Raw genomic sequence first — 16,277 nt, forward strand, 5'->3', positions numbered from 1 at the left:
ACTGTGGAAGCACATCTGTTGGAATGGCTGAACCTCAGCGTGCGCTGGGTTCATATGATTACTGGCGTGGCCTGGATCGGTGCGTCGTTCTATTTCGTCTGGCTGGAAAACAACCTCAATCGGGTCAACCCGAAAAGTGGGCTGGCTGGCGATTTGTGGGCAATCCACGGTGGCGGTATCTACCACCTGGAAAAATACAAACTGGCTCCACCGACCATGCCGGACAACCTGCACTGGTTCAAATGGGAAGCCTACTTCACCTGGATGTCGGGGATCGCGCTGCTGTGCGTGGTGTTCTACTCCAACCCGACGCTCTACCTGCTGGCACCGGGCAGCGCCCTGAGCGGTCCTGAAGGCGTACTGTTGGGCATCGGCTCGCTGTTCGTCGGCTGGTTCGTCTACTCCTTCCTGTGTGACTCGGCCCTGGGCAAGCGCCCTGCCCTGCTCGGGTTCATCCTGTTCGTACTGATCATTGGCGCGGCCTACGGCTTCAGCAAAGTGTTCAGCGGACGCGGTGCTTACCTGCACGTCGGCGCGATCATCGGCACCATCATGGTCGGTAACGTGTTCCGCATCATCATGCCGGCGCAGCGCGCACTGGTGGCGGCGATTGCCGAGAACCGCACGCCCGATCCGGCCCTGCCGGCCAAAGGCCTGCTGCGTTCGCGTCACAACAACTACTTCACCTTGCCGGTGCTGTTCATCATGATCAGCAACCACTTCCCGAGCACTTACGGCAGCCAGTACAACTGGCTGATCCTGGCCGGGATCGCGGTGTTGGCGGTGTTGGTGCGTCACTACTTCAACACCCGTCACGACAGCCACAAGTTCGCCTGGACATTGCCAGTCGCGGCAGTTGGCATGATCAGCCTGGCTTACGTCACCGGTCCCGCACCGATGACCAGCCCGGACGTGGCCAAGGCTCCGGCAAAAATCGAATACCAGCCGCTGCCGGAAACGGCGCTGGGTGGTGGTTTGAAACCTGCTGAAATCAAGCCCGCCGAAGCACCCGCCACCGCACCGGCCGCCGCACCGGCCGCCGCACCGGCGCAAGCGTCCAACGCAGGCCCCGGTTTCGACAAGGTGCACAGTGTGATTCAGGAGCGTTGCGCGGTTTGCCATTCGGCCAAACCAACCAGCCCGCTGTTCAGTGCCGCCCCGGCCGGCGTGATGTTCGACACCCCCGAGCAAATCCGCCAGAACGCGGCGCGGATCCAGGCTCAAGCCGTCACCAGCCAGATCATGCCACTGGGCAACATCACTCAGATGACCCAGCAGGAACGTGACCTGATCGGTGCCTGGATTGTTCAGGGAGCACCGACCAACTAAGTAGCAAAAGCATCGCGAGCAAGCTCGCTCCCACAGGTTTTGCATTGTCTGTGTGGGAGCTGGCTTGCCTGCGATTGGCCGCAACGCGGTCTACCTGATGCACAAAATCACAAGAATAAAAAAGATCCGAGGTGTTGCATGTCCGAGCTATCCGCAGCGCGCATCCCCGACGCACCCGCCATTCAGCGTTTGCCCCTTTTGCAACTGATCCTGGTCGGTCTGCAACATGTTCTGCTGATGTACGGTGGCGCCATCGCGGTGCCGCTGATCATCGGACAGGCCGCTGGCCTGAGTCATGAAGAAATCGCCTTCCTGATCAACGCCGACCTGCTGGTCGCCGGCATCGCCACCATCGTTCAGTCGCTGGGCATCGGCCCCATGGGCATTCGCATGCCGGTGATGATGGGCGCCAGTTTCGCTGCGGTCGGCAGCATGGTCGCCATGGCCGGCATGCCCGGAATCGGTCTGCAAGGGATCTTCGGCGCAACCATCGCCGCCGGGTTCTTCGGCATGCTCATCGCGCCGTTCATGTCCAAAGTCGTACGCTTCTTCCCGCCGCTGGTGACGGGCACGGTCATCACCTCGATCGGTTTGTCGCTGTTCCCCGTGGCCGTGAACTGGGCCGGCGGCGGTGCGAGCGCCGCTCAGTTCGGTTCACCGATTTACCTGGCCATCGCCGCACTGGTGCTGGGCACCATTTTGCTGGTGCACCGTTTCATGCGCGGTTTCTGGGTCAATATTTCCGTGCTGATCGGCATGTGCCTGGGCTACGTGATCTGCGGCGTGATCGGCATGGTCGACCTCAGCGGCATGGCCAGCGCACCGTGGGTTCAGTTCGTCACCCCGCTGCATTTCGGCATGCCGAAGTTCGAACTCGCGCCGATCCTGTCGATGTGCCTGGTGGTGGTGATCATCTTCGTCGAGTCCACCGGGATGTTCCTCGCCCTGGGCAAAATCACCGGCCAGGAAGTCTGCCCGCGGATGCTGCGTCGCGGCTTGCTGTGTGATGCCGGCGCCTCGTTTTTCGCCGGGTTCTTCAACACCTTCACCCACTCCTCCTTTGCGCAAAACATCGGCCTGGTGCAAATGACCGGTGTGCGTTGCCGCTCGGTCACCATCGTTGCCGGCGGTTTGCTGATTGTGCTGAGCCTGCTGCCCAAGGCCGCGTTTCTGGTCGCATCGATTCCGCCAGCAGTACTGGGCGGCGCGGCGATTGCGATGTTCGGCATGGTCGCGGCGACCGGAATAAAGATTCTCCAGGAAGCTGACATCGGTGACCGTCGCAATCAGTTGCTGGTGGCGGTGAGCATCGGCATGGGGCTGATCCCGGTGGTACGCCCGGAGTTTTTCGCCCACCTGCCCGTGTGGATGAGCCCGATCACCCACAGCGGCATCGCGATGGCCACCCTCAGCGCGCTGACGCTGAACCTGCTGTTCAACATCCTGGGTGGCGCCGAACGCGCAGCCATCAACGACTGCCACGCACACACCCATTGATCTGACGAACAACCAAGGGGGTCCGCCTGTGGTCAGCCCCCTGGCCACAACCTGCGCCTCGAACAATAAAAACAAGAGGGAGCAACAGATGATTCGGACACAAACCAACGTGCTGTTGAGTGGTGGCCTGCTGGCCGCGAGTCAGGCCATGGCTGGCGATTTACTGCTGTGGCAAACCAACAGCCTGAGCTACCTGTACGGCAAGGATTTCGTGGTCAACCCGGCGATCCAGCAGACGATAACCTTCGAACACGCCGACCGCTGGAAGTACGGCGACAACTTCCTGTTCGTCGACAGCACCTGGTACAACGGCGAGAAAGACCGGAACAAAGGCGCCCACGCCTATTACGGCGAGTTCAGCCCGCGCCTCTCCTTCGGCAAAATCCTCGATCGCCGTTTCGAATTTGGCCCGATCAAAGACGTGCTGCTGGCCATGACCTACGAAAGTGGCGAAGACGACACCGAGGCCTACCTGATCGGCCCCGGCTTCGACCTCGCTGTCCCGGGCTTCAACTTTTTCACCTTGAACTTCTATTACCGTCAGACCGAAGGCTCGCGCCCCGGCGACGATGTCTGGCAAGTCACCCCGGCCTGGTCCTACACCCTGCCATTGGGCAACTCGAACGTGTTGATCGACGGCTACATCGATTGGGTGGTGGACAACGACCAGAACTCACACGGCACCTATCACGCCAACCTGCACTTCAACCCGCAGATCAAATATGACCTGGGCAAAGCCCTGGGCTGGCGTGAGAAACAGGTGTACGTCGGCGCCGAATACAGCTACTGGAAAGACAAATACGGCATCGAGAACACCTCTAACTTCGACACCAATGAAAACACCACCAGCCTGCTGGTGAAGGTGCATTTCTAAGATGACCGGCAACCGTGCCCCAAACCTGTCGTCGGTGCGCTGTTGCGGGGCACTTGAGACCTGGCCAAGGAGTCAGTATTCTCCGCGGCCGCCTGAATCCGCTTTAAAAAAAAGCCCGGATTTAATTCCTGACCAGAAGGCCAACTTATCCCGGCTCTGGACGGTACCAAGGCATTCCACCCCCCCTCTCAATCGACTGTTCTTGAGCAGCCGAGCGGGAGTTTTTTTGCTTTTTGAAAGCCTTGGCGCAGCTCTTGCTAACAGCATTAAAGCTGACCGATTGGATGATTTTTTACCGCTACAGAAACAGGCGCCACACCAGAGCGCCGACCTTAAAAAAATAACGTGGAACCACCTACTTTTTGGGAGCAACCGAATGAAACGTACGTGCACTAGCCTGATGTTGGCGGGATCGATGCTGGCCGGGGGCCAGGCCATGGCCGGCGACTTGCTGCAATGGCAGACCAACAGCCTGACTTACCTCTACGGTAAAGAATTCAAGGTCAACCCTGCCATTCAGCAGACCGTGACGTTCGAACACGCCGATGGCTGGAAATACGGCGACAACTTCTTCTTTATCGACAAGATCTTCTACAACGGCAAGGAAGACGCCTTTGCGGGCAAGAACACTCATTACGGTGAGCTCAGCCCGCGCTTGTCGTTCAACAAGATTTTCGACCAGAAATTCGAACTCGGCCCGATCAAAGATGTACTGCTGGCCATGACCTACGAGTTTGGTGAGGACGATACCGAGTCCTACCTGATCGGCCCGGGTTTCGACCTGGCTATTCCGGGCTTCGACTACTTCCAGTTGAACTTCTACAACCGTCACACCGAAGGCGATCGCCCAGGCGACAACGTCTGGCAAATCACCCCGGTCTGGTCTTACACCATTCCAGTGGGCAGTTCGAGTGTGCTGATCGACGGTTACATGGACTGGGTCGTCGACAACGACGTCAACAGCCGAGGCGAATACCACGCCAACCTGCACTTCAACCCACAGGTCAAATATGACTTGGGCAAGGCGCTGAATTTCGGTGCGAAGCAGCTGTATGTCGGTGTTGAATACGACTACTGGAAAAACAAATACGGGATCGAAGATTCCGGTGCCTTTACGACCAATCAGAACGTGACGAGCCTCTTGGTGAAGTTCCACTTCTGATCCGGCTGTAAGTGGCGTCTGCGAGGACGCCATCGCGGGCAAGCCACGCTCCCACAGGGTTTCAGGTCGTTCTCAAATTGTTTAAACGACACAAAACCCTGTGGGAGCGTGGCTTGCCCGCGATGGCCGCACCACAAGTCTCAAGCCGGGACCACAGACTCCACCAATCCCAGAAACCGGCAAAGCTCCCCACGCTTGGCCAACGCATCGCGTCGCCCCAGCTCAATCAATTCGCTGCAATACCCCGCCTCGAACAGCAAATAGCTCAACACCCCCGCCCCGCTCGTCTTCGTAGCCCCAGGCCCACGCAGAAACAGGCGCAACGCTGCCGGTAATTCCTGCCGATGCCGCGCCGCAATCTCGTCGATCGGCTGACTCGGCGAAATCACCAGCACGTCTACCGGCGCCACGCCCAGCGCACGGGTCGGCGTACCATCGGGCATCAAGTGTCTGAACTGATTCAGACGCTGCAACAGCTCGATGTCGCTTTCCAGGCTATCAATGAACGTACTGTTGAGCATGTGCCCGCCGATCTGCGCCAGCGTCGGCTGTTGCCCGGTGTAGGTGCGTTGCAGCGGTTGCTGCGGGTCGACGCCACGCGGGTTGCCGCTGACACCCACCACCAGCACGCGGCTGGCGCCCAGGTGCAGCGCCGGGCTGATCGGGGCGGATTGGCGCACGGCGCCGTCGCCGAAGTACTCGTCGCCGATTTTCACCGGGGCGAACAACAGCGGAATGGCGGAGCTGGCCAGCAAATGCTCGACACTCAATGCAGTCGGAACGCCGATGCGCCGATGACGCAACCACGAATCGATGGTGCCGCCGCCCTGATAGAAGGTGACGGCCTGACCGGACTCATAGCCAAACGCAGTCACCGCCACCGCCTGCAATTGCTTTTGCGCAATCGCTTCGGCGATGCCGGCCATGTTCAGTTTGTCATTGAGCAAACCGCGCAGTGGCGAACTGTTCAGCAATGCCACCGGCACCTGAGCGCCGATGCCCAACAGGCTGTGACTGACAAAGCGACTGGCCTGGCTGATCACGCCGGGCCAATCGCTGCGCAGCACCAGATGGCTGCGAAAGCCCTGCCAGAACGCCGTCAGTTTTTCGATCGCGCCGCGAAAATCCATCGCCCCGCTGGCCAGGCTGACCGCGTTGATCGCCCCGGCCGAGGTGCCGACGATCACCGGAAACGGGTTGCTTGCGCCCACCGGCAATAGCTCGGCAATCGCCGCCAACACCCCCACTTGATACGCCGCCCGAGCCCCACCGCCGGAAAGAATCAACCCTGTAACCGGTTCAGCAGGACTCATCGCAACACTCCATGGCGCTTAAAGGGATCGGTCACTCAACCGCGTTTTTTGTACAGCTTCGGCTCGCCCGGTGGACGGCTCTTGAAGCGGCGGTGAGCCCAGAGGTATTGCTCCGGGCATTCGCGCAAGGCGCCTTCGACCCACTGATTGATGCGGATGCAATCGGCCTCTTCGGTTTCGCCGGGGAACCCTTCGAGTGGCGCATGAATCACCAGTCGATAGCCGCTACCGTCCGCCAGGCGCTCCTGTGTGAACGGCACCACCAACGCCTTGCCCAACCGGGCAAACTTGCTGGTGGCGGTGACCGTCGCGGCCTGAATGCCGAACAGCGGCACGAAAATACTTTGTTTGGCGCCGTAATCCTGGTCCGGCGCGTACCAGATCGCCCTGCCCGCGCGCAGCAATTTGAGCATGCCGCGCACATCGTCGCGCTCTACCGCCAGCGAATCGAGGTTGTGCCGCTCGCGACCACGGCGCTGGATGTAGTCGAACAACGGATTTTTGTGTTCGCGGTACATGCCGTCGATGGTGTGCTGCTGCCCCAACAGCGCCGCGCCGATTTCCAGCGTGGTGAAATGCACCGCCATCAGGATCACGCCCTTGCCCTCGAGCTGAGCCTTTTTCAGGTGCTCCAGCCCTTCGACATGGGCCAGTTTGGCCAGGCGCTGACGCGACCACCACCAACTCATCGCCATTTCGAAGAAGGCGATACCGGTGGAGGCAAAGTTTTCCTTGAGCAGCCGCTTGCGCTCGGCGGGCGATTTTTCAGGGAAACACAGTTCGAGATTGCGTTTGGCAATGCGCCGTCGGTCGCCGGCCAGGCGATACATCACGGCCCCCAAGAGGCGACCGATAAACAGCAACGCCGGATACGGCAACTGCACAACCAGCCACAACAGCCCCAAGCCACACCACAGCGGCCAGAAACGCGGAGAAAGAAATGCTGTTCGAAAACGCGGGCGATCCATTAAAGGTTCCGGAAAGACAATGGCCGGGCATTCTACATCGTTCGACCCGGCTTGCGGCTTGCGGGCGTTCTCGTTATAAGTCTCGGCACTTTTAGTGACAAGCCGTTGTATGCCGACCATGAGCCAAACCGAACTGCAAGACCAGGATCCCGTGTTCCAGTTGAAGGGCAGCATGCTTGCCATTACGGTGCTGGAACTGGCCCGCAACGACCTCGAGAACCTTGATCGGCAACTGGCCGCCAAGGTCGCACAGGCACCCAACTTTTTCAGCAACGCCCCGCTGGTGCTGGCCCTGGACAAGCTCCCGGCCAGCGAAGGCGCGGTGGACTTGCCGGCCCTGATGCGTGTCTGCCGTCAACACGGCCTGCGTACCCTGGCCATCCGCGCCAGCCGCATCGAAGACATCGCTGCCGCCATTGCGGTCGATCTGCCGGTGCTGCCGCCGTCCGGTGCCCGTGAGCGCCCGCTTGATCCGCTCGAAGGCCAGGTGAAGAAAAAACCGGAAAAACCACCGGAACCGACTATCAAACCGACGAAAATCATCACTTCGCCCGTACGCGGCGGTCAGCAGATTTATGCACAAGGCTGCGATCTGGTGGTGATTTCCTCGGTCAGCCCGGGTGCGGAACTTCTCGCCGATGGGAACATCCATGTATACGGCCCTATGCGCGGCCGGGTATTGGCCGGCGTCAAAGGTGACACGAAAGCCAGGATTTTTTGTCAGCAAATGAGCGCTGAACTGGTGTCCATCGCAGGCCACTACAAGGTTTCCGAGGATCTGCGTCGAGATCCCTTGTGGGGTGCGGGCGTACAGGTCAGCCTGTCCGGCGACGTGTTGAACATCATTCGGCTTTAACGGATACTGCCGCATTTTCCAAGCATCTCTAAAACGTAGCGAAAACGGCTCAAACGAAGTAGGAAAACGGCCAAAGGCAGTGTTTACCGGAGGTAAACCCCGCCCAGGACCGTATTCCAGCCAAGGCTGTCCGACTGCAGTAGTTTTTCAAGAGATGTTTTTCAGGGGCTAAAAGTCCTTTTTCCTTAGGGGTGAAACACCTTGGCCAAGATTCTCGTGGTTACATCCGGCAAGGGTGGTGTGGGTAAGACCACCACCAGCGCCGCTATCGGTACCGGCCTCGCTCTGCGTGGTCACAAAACAGTTATCGTCGACTTCGACGTCGGCCTGCGTAACCTCGACCTGATCATGGGTTGCGAACGTCGCGTCGTGTATGACTTCGTCAACGTGGTCAATGGCGAAGCCAACCTGCAACAGGCGCTGATCAAAGACAAACGCCTGGAAAACCTTTACGTACTGGCCGCCAGCCAGACTCGGGACAAAGACGCGCTGACCACTGAAGGCGTGGAAAAAGTCCTGATGGCGTTGAAAGAAGACTTCGAATTCGTGGTCTGCGACTCTCCGGCGGGCATCGAGAAAGGCGCCCACCTGGCCATGTATTTCGCTGATGAAGCGATTGTCGTGACCAACCCGGAAGTGTCCTCGGTACGTGACTCGGACCGCATGCTCGGCCTGCTGGCCAGCAAGTCCCGTCGTGCCGAACGTGGTGAAGAGCAGATCAAGGAACACCTGCTGATTACCCGCTACCACCCGGAACGTGTCGAAAAAGGCGAAATGCTCAGCGTCGAAGACGTCAAGGAAATCCTTTCGATCAAATTGCTCGGCGTGATTCCGGAATCCCAGGCGGTGCTCAAGGCTTCCAACCAGGGCGTGCCAGTGATTCTTGACGACCAGAGCGATGCAGGTCAGGCCTACAGCGACACGGTTGATCGCCTCTTGGGCAAAGAAAAGGAACATCGTTTTCTCGATGTAACGAAGAAGGGATTCTTCGAGCGCCTGTTTGGAGGTAGGTAATGAACATTTTTGACTTCTTTCGTGCCAACAAGAAGCCAAGTACCGCATCGGTAGCGAAAGAGCGTCTACAGATTATCGTGGCGCATGAACGCGGCCAGCGCAGTACCCCGGACTACCTGCCAGCCTTGCAGAAGGAATTGGTCGAAGTGATCCGCAAGTACGTCAACATCGGGTCCGATGACGTGCACGTCGCTCTGGAAAACCAGGGCAGTTGCTCGATTCTGGAACTCAACATCACCCTGCCGGATCGTTAATCGATCCAGCGGTAGCCACGGCGGCTCAGGCTTGCGCCCCTGTAGGAGCCGAGCTTGCTCGCGATGACGGTTTTACATTCAACGACGATGTTGAATGAACCACCGCTATCGCGAGCAAGCTCGGCTCCTACAGGGTGCGAGGTTCTGAGCCGCCGTTGGCGTTTGTTACGAGGCTGTTTTAATGCCGTTGTCCAACGTTCACATCATCCATCAGGACGCCGCCGTACTGGTGGTGAACAAACCGACCCTGTTGCTCTCCGTGCCCGGCCGGGCCGATGACAACAAGGACTGCCTGATTACCCGCCTGCAGGAAAACGGCTACCCGGAAGCGCGAATCGTCCATCGTCTGGACTGGGAAACCTCCGGCATCATTCTGCTGGCCCGTGACCCGGACACCCATCGCGAGTTGTCTCGGCAATTTCACGATCGCGAAACCGAAAAGGCCTACACCGCCCTGTGCTGGGGTCAACCGGAACTGGACAGCGGCAGCATCGACTTGCCACTGCGCTACGATCCGCCGACCAAGCCTCGTCATGTGGTCGACCACGAATTCGGTAAAAACGCCCTGACATTCTGGCGTGTGCTGGAGCGCTGCGGCGACTGGTGCCGCGTCGAACTGACGCCGATCACCGGCCGCTCGCACCAACTGCGCGTGCACATGCTTTCCATTGGCCACCCGCTGTTGGGTGACGGGCTCTACGCCCATGAGCAAGCCCTGGCCGCCTGGCCGCGCCTGTGCCTGCACGCCAGCATGCTGAGCTTTACTCATCCGCAAACCGGCGAACGTTTGCGCTTCGAGTGCCCGGCACCGTTCTGACAGCCGATGATTAATCTGTAGGAGCTGAGCTTGCTCGCGATAGCGGTCTGTCAGCCGACATCCACGTGGAATGTGGCATCGTCTTCGCGAGCAAGTTCGGCTCCTACAAGTGATTTTCCACACCCGCAGCCCACCGCCAATTCTCTGACCAATACGTTAAACTGGCGCCACTGCTGTCTGGAGCTTCTTATGCGCGAAGAGTTGAACCAAGGCCTGATCGACTTCCTCAAGGCCTCCCCTACCCCGTTCCATGCCACCGCCAGCCTTGTTCAGCGGCTGGAAGCGGCGGGCTATCAACGCCTCGACGAACGCGAGCCATGGACCACCGAAGCCAACGGTCGCTACTACGTCACCCGTAACGACTCCTCGATTGTCGCGTTCAAGATGGGCCGTCATTCGCCACTGCATGGCGGTATTCGCCTGGTGGGCGCGCACACCGACAGCCCATGCCTGCGGGTCAAGCCCCAGCCGGAGCTGCAACGCCAGGGTTTCTGGCAATTGGGCGTCGAAGTCTATGGCGGTGCGTTGCTGGCGCCGTGGTTCGACCGTGACCTGTCCCTTGCCGGCCGCGTGACCTTCCGCCGTGATGGCAAGGTCGAAAGCCAGTTGATCGATTTCAAGGCGCCCATCGCCACCATCCCCAATCTGGCCATTCACCTCAACCGTGAAGCCAACATGGGCTGGGCGATCAACGCGCAAACCGAACTGCCGCCGATCCTTGCGCAATTCGCCGGTGACGAGCGCGTGGACTTCCGCGCCGTACTGACCAATCAGTTGGCGCTCGAGCATGGTTTGAACGCCGATGTCGTTCTTGACTACGAGTTGAGTTTCTACGACACCCAAAGCGCTGCGGTCATCGGTCTGCATGGTGACTTCATCGCCGGGGCGCGCCTGGATAACCTGCTGTCGTGCTACGCCGGCCTGCAAGCTTTGCTGACCGCCGAAACGGACGAAACCTGTGTGCTGGTCTGCAACGATCACGAAGAAGTCGGTTCCTGCTCGGCCTGCGGCGCCGATGGCCCGATGCTCGAGCAGACGTTGCGTCGCCTGTTGCCTGAAGGTGACGAGTTCGTACGCACCATCCAGAAATCCCTGCTGGTGTCGGCGGACAATGCCCACGGCGTGCACCCGAACTACGCCGATAAGCACGACGCCAACCACGGCCCGAAACTCAACGCCGGCCCGGTGATCAAGGTCAACAGCAACCAGCGCTACGCTACCAACAGCGAAACCGCCGGCTTCTTCCGCCACCTGTGCATGGCCGAAGAAGTACCGGTGCAAAGCTTTGTGGTGCGCAGCGACATGGGCTGTGGCTCGACCATCGGCCCGATCACCGCAAGCCACCTGGGCGTGCGCACTGTCGACATCGGCCTGCCGACGTTCGCCATGCACTCGATCCGCGAACTGTGCGGCAGCCACGACCTGGCGCACCTGGTCAAAGTCCTGAGCGCGTTCTATGCCTGCCAGGAATTGCCGTAGCCGCTGAAAGGCTTCGCGAGCAGGCTCGCTCCCACAGGTTGATACGAATCATGTGGGAGCGAGCGCTCTGCTCAGACCGGCTCATTTCTGATACACATCACCCTCGGTCACCCAAAAGCCACCTAGACTTAAATTATCCCTCCTGACAAGGCTGTCTCCATGATCTCGTTGTCTTCGTTTCACGCCATGCTGATTCCGATCCTCGCCGGGATGATCCTGCTGGCCCTCGGCTTCAACTTTCGTGACAAAAACGCCGGCGTGTTTGCCATGTGGATCGGCATGATGACGATCCTCGCCACCGTGGTGATTAAAATCCTCGCCAAACTCAACGAATAAATCCTCCCCTGACTCGCATTGATTTAGACGGGCTCGTACACTCGGCCAATCCGTTCATCCCGAGGTTGACCGCCTAGTGCTCGCTCGTCTTTTCGCCCTGCCGTGTTTCTTCCTTGCCTGCCTCTTGGTGCTGCTGCCGATGGCACCTGCCCAGGCGGTCGGTTTGCCGAGCTTGCTCGGCGGTTCGACGAAAGCCCAGCCAGAGGCGCAAGTCCCGTTGGGGCAATCGCTCGACGAAGTCATCAAGTCGCTGGAAAACGATCAGCAGCGCACCAAGCTGCTCGCGGACCTGAAGAAGCTGCGCGACGCCACCAAAAAAGCCCAACCCGCCGCCGAAGAAGGCGTACTGGGCTTGATCGGCGGCACGTTGGCCACGTTTGAAAAACAATTCTCCGGGGCCGACAGCCCACTCAATCGCTGGTCTGAAGAGTTTGGCCTGGCTCGCGATGAGCTGTCTGCGTTGCTGCTTCCCGCCAGCGAATGGCTGCCGATCATCTTCGCCTTCGCCATGATCCTGATGGTCTGGAGCCTGTTGGCAGCAGCCCTGATCTGGGTCAGTCATCGGGTGCGGATGCGCTTCGGCCTGACCGAAGAATTGCCGCAACACCCCAAGGCGCTGGACATGTTGCGCTTCGCCCTGCGCAAGCTCGGGCCATGGATGATCGCGTTGGTGATCACCGTCTACATGAGTTACGCCCTGCCCTCATCGCTGGGCAAAAGCCTGGCCATGGTGCTGGCTTATGCGCTGGTGGTCGGCACCTGTTTCTCGGCAATCTGCGTGATCGCGTTCTCCCTGCTCGACGGCCCGCACCGCCACCGCGCCTTGTACATCCTGCGTCACCAGGCGTTCCGGCCGTTATGGCTGATCGGCAGTTTCGCCGCGTTCGGTGAAGCGCTGAACGATCCCAGACTGGTCGCCGGCCTTGGCAGTCATCTGGCCCACACGGCCGCGACGGCCGCCAACGTCCTGGCGGCGTTGTCCACCGGGCTGTTCATCATGCGGTTCCGCCGGCCGATCGCGCATTTGATCCGCAATCAGCCGCTGTCCCGACGCCTGACCCGGCGCGCCCTGAGCGATACCATCGAGATCCTCGGCACCTACTGGTATGTCCCGGCACTGGTGCTGGTGGGCGTCTCGCTGTTCGCCACGTTCGTCTCGGCCGGCGACACCAGCACCGCCTTGCGTCAGTCGCTGATCTGTACCGTGCTGCTGGTGTTGTGCATGGTCATCAACGGGCTGGTGCGGCGCCATGCCCTCAAACCGCAACGCGGTGTGAAGCGCCACGCGCTGTATTCGGAACGGCTGAAAAACTTCTTCTATACCCTCGCCCACTTGCTGGTGTGGCTGGCGTTCATCGAACTCGGCCTGCGGGTCTGGGGCATGTCGTTGATCTCGTTCACCGAAGGTGAAGGCCATGAGGTCAGCGTCAAACTGTTCAGCCTTGCCGGCACGCTGATTTTCGCCTGGCTGATCTGGATCCTCAGCGACACCGCCGTGCACCACGCGCTCACCCGTTCACGCAAAGGCCTGGCCAATGCCCGCGCGCAGACGATGATGCCGCTGATCCGCAACGTGTTGTTCGTGGCGATTTTCATTGTCGCGCTGATCGTCGCGCTGGCGAACATGGGCATGAACGTCACGCCATTGCTGGCCGGTGCCGGTGTCATCGGCCTGGCCATCGGTTTCGGCGCGCAGTCTCTGGTGGCAGACCTGATCACCGGACTGTTCATCATCATCGAAGACTCCTTGGCCATCGACGACTACGTGGACGTCGGCGGTCACCTGGGCACCGTCGAAGGGTTGACCATCCGCACCGTGCGCCTGCGGGACATCGACGGCATCGTCCACACCATTCCGTTCAGCGAAATCAAAAGCATCAAGAACTACTCCCGAGAATTCGGCTACGCCATTTTCCGCGTGGCCGTGCCCGCCAGTATGAACATCGATGAGGCCATCAAGTTGATGCGCGAAGTCGGCCAAAAAATGCGCACCGACCCGCTGCAACGGCGCAACATCTGGTCGCCGCTGGAGTTCCAGGGGGTTGAAAGCTTCGAGTCCGGCAACGCGATTCTTCGCGCCCGGTTCAAAACCGCGCCGATCAAACAGTGGGAAGTTTCACGGGCATTCAACCTGTCGCTCAAGCGTCATCTGGACGACGCAGGGATGGACCTGGCGATGCCGCGCATGAGCGTGCAGGTGGTGACCGCTGGCGGCGGACCGCAGACCGAAAACGATCAGACCACATCCACCCCGACGTGAATCGCATCATGGCGCCAAAACTCCAGGTCACAATCGATCAGCCGCTCATGCTGATCGTAGTTGACCCGGGCGATGCGCAGTCCCGGGCTGCCCACTGACACCCGTAGCGCGGCGGCCGCATCCGCCGAGAGCGACGTTGGCACAATTTCGAAACGCACCCGCCCGTAGTGCAAATCGTAATGCCGTGCGTACAACTCGGTGATCGACTGATTCAAATCAAATTCAAGAATCCCCGGAAAATACTGCGGGTTCAGATAGTGCTCCACGTACAACACCAGCCGCTCATCAATGCGTCGCGCGCGGCAAATCTGGATCACGCTCGACAGCGCCGGCAATTGCAACCAGGCGCACACCGCCGCTGACGCCGGCTGCAACCGCGCCGAAATCACCTCGGTGGACGGCACCCGCCCCTGCGCACTGACCATCGCGTGAAAGTGACTGCGCTGCATCAGGTTATAGGCCAGGCGCGGTGGTGAAACGAACCAGCCGCGACGCTCCTCGCGATAAATCTGCCCCTGCGCCTCCAACTGCAACAGCGCCTCACGCACGGTAATCCGCGTGGTCCCGAACAACTCACTGAGCTTGCGCTCGGCCGGTAGCTTGTTGCCGGGCGCCAACAGACCGTGGTCGAGCTGTTCCTGCAGGACCTGACCTATGGCTGTCACCGCTTTTGTTGCCTCATCACGCATCAACGTTACCTATCTGGACTAGACCAGCACAGTTTCGGGGCAGAACCGCACTGTAACCCCGGCTCATTTTCATCCTGCAAGCGTAGGCAGTGCAGATGACTGATCGATGACAAAGCTACCCAACGGTCATGCCCACGGTCGCTTCAAGCCCAGCAATACATCGGCCAAGTCCCTTGCTCACCGGGCCTTTGCCCATGGTCTACGCTTATCTGGCACCTGCCAATACCGGGCAAATAATTGTGCTGCCGGGCGACGACCGACATGAAAGTGTCATCGAGCCCACCTAAATTGGCTCAGGTATTGCTGACCTAGACCAACACAACCGCAATCGCAGCGTTGAAAACGCCCAAAGGAGCTTCGGATGAAAAAGCTTTTCCTGGCATCACTGTTAGGCTCGACCATTGCCATGTGCACCGCCGCCATGGCGGCTGATGATTTGAAAACCCTCGAAGCCGCTGCGAAAGCGGAAGGCGCCGTCAACAGCGTCGGCATGCCCGATGACTGGGCCAACTGGAAAGGCACCTGGGAAGACCTGGCCAAAACCTACGGCCTCAAGCACATCGACACCGACATGAGCTCGGCACAGGAAATCGCCAAGTTCGCCGCTGAAAAAGACAACGCCAGCGCTGACATCGGTGACGTGGGCGCAGCGTTCGGCCCGATCGCGGTCAAGCAAGGCGTGGTTCAACCGTACAAGCCGACGACCTGGGATCAGGTTCCCGCCTGGGCCAAGGACAAGGACGGCAACTGGGCTCTGGCCTACACCGGCTCCATCGCGTTTATCGTCAACAAGAAGCTGCTGCACGGTTCCGAAGCACCGACCAAGTGGGCTGACCTCAAGGGCGGTAAATACAAGGTTTCCATCGGCGACGTGAGTACCGCGGCCCAAGCGGCCAACGGTGTATTGGCAGCGGCATTGGCCAATGGCGGTAACGAGGCAAACCTTGAACCGGCCCTGAAACTGTTCGCCGAAATCGCCAAGCAGGGTCGCCTGTCCATGGCCAACCCGACGATTGCCACCATGGAGAAGGGTGAAATCGAAGTCGGCGTGGTCTGGGACTTCAACGGCCTGAGCTACAGGGCCAAGATGGCCAACCCGGATGACTACGTAGTGCTGATTCCATCCGATGGTTCGGTGATCTCCGGCTACACCACCATCATCAACAAATACGCAAAAAACCCGAACGCCGCCAAGCTGGCCCGCGAATACATCTTCAGCGACGCCGGCCAGATCAATCTGGCAAAAGGCAACGCGCGTCCGATCCGTGCCGAGCACATCACATTGCCGGCCGACGTGAAGTCCAAGCTGCTGCCTAACGAGCAGTACAAAAACGTGACGCCGATCAAAGACGCAGACGCATGGGAAAAGACCTCCAAAGCCCTGCCTCAGAAGTGGAACGAAGAAGTCATCGTAGAAATGAAGTAATGC

General features: G+C 59.7%; 15 protein-coding genes. 12 read left to right on the plus strand and 3 right to left on the minus strand.

Features of this window, described 5'->3' with window-relative positions:
• Window positions 1-3 precede the first annotated feature (3 nt).
• The 4 genes from C7534_RS27635 (at window position 4) to C7534_RS27650 (ending at window position 4,862) form a co-directional block, all read left to right on the plus strand.
• Window positions 4-1,329 (plus strand): urate hydroxylase PuuD, encoded by a 1,326-nt coding sequence (locus C7534_RS27635; RefSeq protein ID WP_046027114.1) that lies wholly within the window; start codon window positions 4-6, stop codon window positions 1,327-1,329.
• 138 nt (window positions 1,330-1,467) lie between these two features.
• Window positions 1,468-2,826 carry a nucleobase:cation symporter-2 family protein gene (locus tag C7534_RS27640; protein ID WP_109787708.1) on the plus strand — a complete coding sequence of 453 codons (1,359 nt, stop codon included), beginning with the start codon at window positions 1,468-1,470 and terminating at the stop codon, window positions 2,824-2,826.
• 88 nt (window positions 2,827-2,914) lie between these two features.
• Window positions 2,915-3,700: an outer membrane protein OmpK gene (locus tag C7534_RS27645; protein ID WP_109787709.1), complete on the plus strand. Its 786-nt coding sequence runs from the start codon at window positions 2,915-2,917 to the stop codon at window positions 3,698-3,700.
• Window positions 3,701-4,076: 376 nt separating this feature from the next.
• Complete coding sequence (locus C7534_RS27650; protein WP_046027117.1) at window positions 4,077-4,862, plus strand: outer membrane protein OmpK; 786 nt, start codon at window positions 4,077-4,079, stop codon at window positions 4,860-4,862.
• Between the two features lie 140 nt (window positions 4,863-5,002).
• Here the strand turns inward: C7534_RS27650 and C7534_RS27655 are convergent, their stop codons facing one another.
• Together C7534_RS27655 and C7534_RS27660 are read right to left on the minus strand one after the other, a co-directional pair.
• The gene (locus tag C7534_RS27655) at window positions 5,003-6,175 is read right to left on the minus strand and encodes a patatin-like phospholipase family protein (RefSeq protein ID WP_109787710.1); all 1,173 of its coding nucleotides are present in this window, start codon (window positions 6,173-6,175) and stop codon (window positions 5,003-5,005) included.
• Between the two features lie 35 nt (window positions 6,176-6,210).
• The gene (locus C7534_RS27660) at window positions 6,211-7,143 is read right to left on the minus strand and encodes a lipid A biosynthesis lauroyl acyltransferase (protein ID WP_046027119.1); all 933 of its coding nucleotides are present in this window, start codon (window positions 7,141-7,143) and stop codon (window positions 6,211-6,213) included.
• A gap of 118 nt (window positions 7,144-7,261) precedes the next feature.
• Between C7534_RS27660 and minC the strand changes: the two genes are divergently transcribed.
• From minC to C7534_RS27690, 7 genes are all read left to right on the plus strand, one after another.
• Entirely contained in the window at window positions 7,262-7,999 is a 738-nt protein-coding gene (gene minC, locus C7534_RS27665) for a septum site-determining protein MinC (RefSeq protein ID WP_046027154.1), read from the plus strand.
• 201 nt (window positions 8,000-8,200) lie between these two features.
• On the plus strand, window positions 8,201-9,013 hold the full coding sequence (gene minD, locus C7534_RS27670; protein WP_046027120.1) for a septum site-determining protein MinD: 813 nt from the start codon (window positions 8,201-8,203) through the stop codon (window positions 9,011-9,013).
• Complete coding sequence (gene minE / locus C7534_RS27675; protein ID WP_007944431.1) at window positions 9,013-9,267, plus strand: cell division topological specificity factor MinE; 255 nt, start codon at window positions 9,013-9,015, stop codon at window positions 9,265-9,267. The genes minD and minE overlap by 1 nt, the downstream gene beginning before the upstream one ends.
• A 181-nt stretch (window positions 9,268-9,448) precedes the next feature.
• Window positions 9,449-10,084: an RluA family pseudouridine synthase gene (locus C7534_RS27680; protein WP_046027121.1), complete on the plus strand. Its 636-nt coding sequence runs from the start codon at window positions 9,449-9,451 to the stop codon at window positions 10,082-10,084.
• A gap of 189 nt (window positions 10,085-10,273) precedes the next feature.
• Window positions 10,274-11,563 carry a M18 family aminopeptidase gene (locus tag C7534_RS27685; protein WP_109787711.1) on the plus strand — a complete coding sequence of 430 codons (1,290 nt, stop codon included), beginning with the start codon at window positions 10,274-10,276 and terminating at the stop codon, window positions 11,561-11,563.
• 159 nt (window positions 11,564-11,722) lie between these two features.
• Window positions 11,723-11,899, plus strand: coding sequence for a hypothetical protein (locus tag C7534_RS32655; RefSeq protein ID WP_175648953.1), 177 nt, complete (start codon window positions 11,723-11,725; stop codon window positions 11,897-11,899).
• 76 nt (window positions 11,900-11,975) lie between these two features.
• Complete coding sequence (locus tag C7534_RS27690) at window positions 11,976-14,159, plus strand: mechanosensitive ion channel family protein (protein WP_109787712.1); 2,184 nt, start codon at window positions 11,976-11,978, stop codon at window positions 14,157-14,159.
• On the opposite strand, the gene C7534_RS27695 is transcribed toward C7534_RS27690, so the two are convergent.
• Window positions 14,135-14,848 (minus strand): UTRA domain-containing protein, encoded by a 714-nt coding sequence (locus C7534_RS27695; RefSeq protein ID WP_046027124.1) that lies wholly within the window; start codon window positions 14,846-14,848, stop codon window positions 14,135-14,137. The genes C7534_RS27690 and C7534_RS27695 overlap by 25 nt on opposite strands.
• 361 nt (window positions 14,849-15,209) lie before the next feature.
• On the opposite strand from C7534_RS27695, the gene C7534_RS27700 reads away from it, so the two are divergent.
• Window positions 15,210-16,274, plus strand: coding sequence for an ABC transporter substrate-binding protein (locus C7534_RS27700; RefSeq protein ID WP_109787713.1), 1,065 nt, complete (start codon window positions 15,210-15,212; stop codon window positions 16,272-16,274).
• Window positions 16,275-16,277: the final 3 nt, after the last annotated feature.

It is taken from the genome of Pseudomonas sp. OV226, assembly GCF_003148705.1.
In the GTDB taxonomy this organism is placed as follows: Bacteria; Pseudomonadota; Gammaproteobacteria; order Pseudomonadales; family Pseudomonadaceae; genus Aquipseudomonas.